Source organism: Candidatus Desulfolinea nitratireducens (assembly GCF_982879505.1).
This window is the reverse complement of sequence record NZ_CEYOSI010000322.1, coordinates 1-2,791: the sequence shown is the minus strand read 5'-3', so window position 1 is coordinate 2,791 and position 2,791 is coordinate 1. Positions and strand designations below refer to the sequence as shown.

The window sequence follows — 2,791 nt, the reverse complement described above, 5'->3', positions numbered from 1 at the left end:
CGGGAATAATTCTCCGGCTATTTCGTTATCTCCTTTTAGCGGAAACTAAAGTTAAATATACAAGTATTAATACTCAATAACAAATGTCATTTGTCATAAACAGAAAAGCGACGACTAAACTTCACTCTTAATGTGCTGAAGGACCAAATACCGGCACATGAAAGACCGTATCTTTCCAGACCGCGTAATGCCTGGAAAAAGATTTTTTGAACCTTTGATAAGCGGCCCTGGTTTCAAAGACCTGGCTGTCGTTCCACAGGACGCGCCAGTCGCCGAGGGCTTCCGGCCACAGGAAGACCTGTCCCCGGATGAGGCGGTTATTGGCATCGATCCCGGGCTGCACGGGGGTGTCGTTCCCAGAAATTGCCACCATCTGCTCAGGCGACAGGAAATCCTGGGTAGCGGCACTCAGATTGTCCACCATCCATTTGCTTCTGGTTGACATGGCGACATAGCCCCCCGATTTATTCTCCCGCAAATGGGCCCAGTTTAAACAAACCATTGCCGCTGAAATATCGTTCGCAGCGGCAATCGCCTGAATAAGGGGATCCAGCAGATCTGCGCGATGCTCTTTGAAGCGATCACGCCTGGGTCTGTGCGGGGAACCGAGGGGCATGTAGCCGGTGCAGGTGATCCCCTGACTTTCCATGAACCTGCGCAGCTTGGTTTGCTGGAACAAAGGGTGAAGCTCCATTTGATTAAGGACCGGTCGTGAATAAGCATCGCTATCTCTCAGTAATAACTTCAAGGTGGCTTCGGTATGGTTGGATACCCCGATATCCACGATCTTCCCGGCCTTTTTTAATCTGACGATCTCTCCCCAGGTTTCCATGAAGGCTTCGTGAATATAGGGAACCGCATCGGGATTGCGAAAATCGCCTGTCGCGCCCGGCACATGCACATTAGGCCAGGGCCAATGATTGAGATACATATCCACCTGCTCCACACCCAAAGCACGGAGGGTATTATTCAAGGCTGGTTCAACATCCTGCTTGCACATGTGGCCGTTCCAGAGTTTCGCGGTAATGAATAACTCACTCCGCGATGAGAGATATCCCAGTCGGATGGCATCGCTGATCGCCTCCCCGACAACCTCCTCATTCTCATAGGCCCGGGCAGTATCGATATGCCTCCAGCCCACCCGAATCGCTTCAACAGTGGCCGCCTTGATATAGGCCTGCGCCCAATCGGAATGAAATGTTCCGAACCCGGCAGCCGGCATCAGCGCCCCGCTGGCCAACCTGAGTTGGTGCACAGATTGTGGGTCGATTCCCTGAATACGCTGATCGATATTCAATTCACCAGCAAGATTTCCTGCTTTCATAAACCATATCTCCTGTTCCTAAACTTAGTGCTTCACGATTCTACAAAAATAACGTCTTTGCGAACGAAGTGAAGCAATCTCCCGACCTTAATTTTGGATTGCTTCGGCGGCAAAACTGCCTCGCAATGACGAAATCGTGATCTACTAAAATTTAGAGATCGATCATTACCTTCAGATAGTCACCGCCCGAGCCTTCGATAGATTCGTAGGCCTGCGGATAATCCTTGAAAGCGAAACGCTGGGTCACCATTGGGTCCAGAGATAGTTTGCCAGACGCTGCCAATTCGATGGCGCGCTCGTAATCCTCTTTCTGATACATCAGGGTCCCAACCAGGCTGAGTTCGCGATCCTGCACCAGGCCCAGATCAACCTCTGGTTTCCTGCCAAAAACCCCCACCACCACAATCGTGCTGCCCTTGCGCGCAGTGACAATCGCCTGGGTAATGGTCGGCTGGACACCGACACACTCCATGATCAGGTCGGCTTTGTCCGGACCAAAATATTTCAGGATAGCCAGGGAGAGATCTTCTTTTTCGGGATTGACCACGTTCCTGATCCCGCATTCCCGTGCTTTGTTTAATTTATACTCACTGATATCGGTCAGCAAAACTGCTTCCGCGCCCGAGGCCTGGGCGACCTGGGCAACCAGGTTGCCGATCGTCCCCCCACCAAGGACGAGCATCTTCCGTCCTTTTATGTTTCCCCCGCGGGACAGGGAATGAACCGCCACCGAGATCGGTTCGATCAGGGCCGCCTCGTCGAGGCTCATGGTTGCGGGTAATTTCAACACCTTCTCAGCCTTGACGGAGAAAAACTCCTGGGCCGCCCCGTCGGTCTGGAATCCCATCACCTGCAAGTTATCGCAGATGTGGACCATGCCATGCCGGCAGGGATAGCACTCCCCACAGGTGACCTGCGGCATAAAGACCACCTTGTCGCCAGGGCTAAAACCTGTCACCTTCGCCCCCGTTTCGGCAACCACCCCACCGACCTCATGTCCCTGTACGACCGGGTAGGCGGTGTAAGGATGCAGCCCATGATAAACATGGATATCCGACCCACAGACGCCAATCCTCTTGATCCGGATCAGGACCTCATCACTGGCCGGTTGGGGTTTCCCAATTTCCCGAAATTCGATTATTCCCGGGTTTGTCATAATGGCTTGAAGCATGGCATTCTCCTTCTCTGGTTTTCAGAGAGATTTCAATTTATTCCGCAAATGGGTCAAAAACTTGAGCACGATGCAAATGGTTTTCTTTCTGATAGTTTTTTCATGCAAGTATATTTTAGTCCCAAAAAAGGGAAAACAGCCTCTATCTTTTAAAATAGAGTAGGACTTACGCATTTCTAAAATCCTTGTCCCAACGCAGAGCATTGCTGCCAGCAAAAATGTGTTTTAGGTAAATCCTATAGTGACTCCACTGAAAAAAGCTGAACTTTAACAACCGACAACTGAGCCGAATCCAT

At 51.1% G+C, this 2,791-nt stretch carries 2 protein-coding genes; both read right to left on the bottom strand.

Annotated elements, in window-relative coordinates:
• Positions 1-127 precede the first annotated feature (127 nt).
• The gene (locus AC3DOM_RS17245; RefSeq protein WP_487920274.1) at positions 128-1,324 is read right to left on the bottom strand and encodes an aldo/keto reductase family protein; all 1,197 of its coding nucleotides are present in this window, start codon (positions 1,322-1,324) and stop codon (positions 128-130) included.
• 151 nt (positions 1,325-1,475) lie between these two features.
• Positions 1,476-2,495, bottom strand: coding sequence for a zinc-dependent alcohol dehydrogenase (locus tag AC3DOM_RS17240; protein WP_487920273.1), 1,020 nt, complete (start codon positions 2,493-2,495; stop codon positions 1,476-1,478).
• Positions 2,496-2,791 lie beyond the last annotated feature (296 nt).

What these genes read in the sequence shown, in the direction of transcription:
- AC3DOM_RS17245 (WP_487920274.1), bottom strand. Translation starts at nt 1,324, where the DNA reads ATGAAAGCAGGAAATCTTGCTGGTGAATTGAATATCGATCAGCGTATT.
- AC3DOM_RS17240 (WP_487920273.1), bottom strand. Translation starts at nt 2,495, where the DNA reads ATGCTTCAAGCCATTATGACAAACCCGGGAATAATCGAATTTCGGGAA.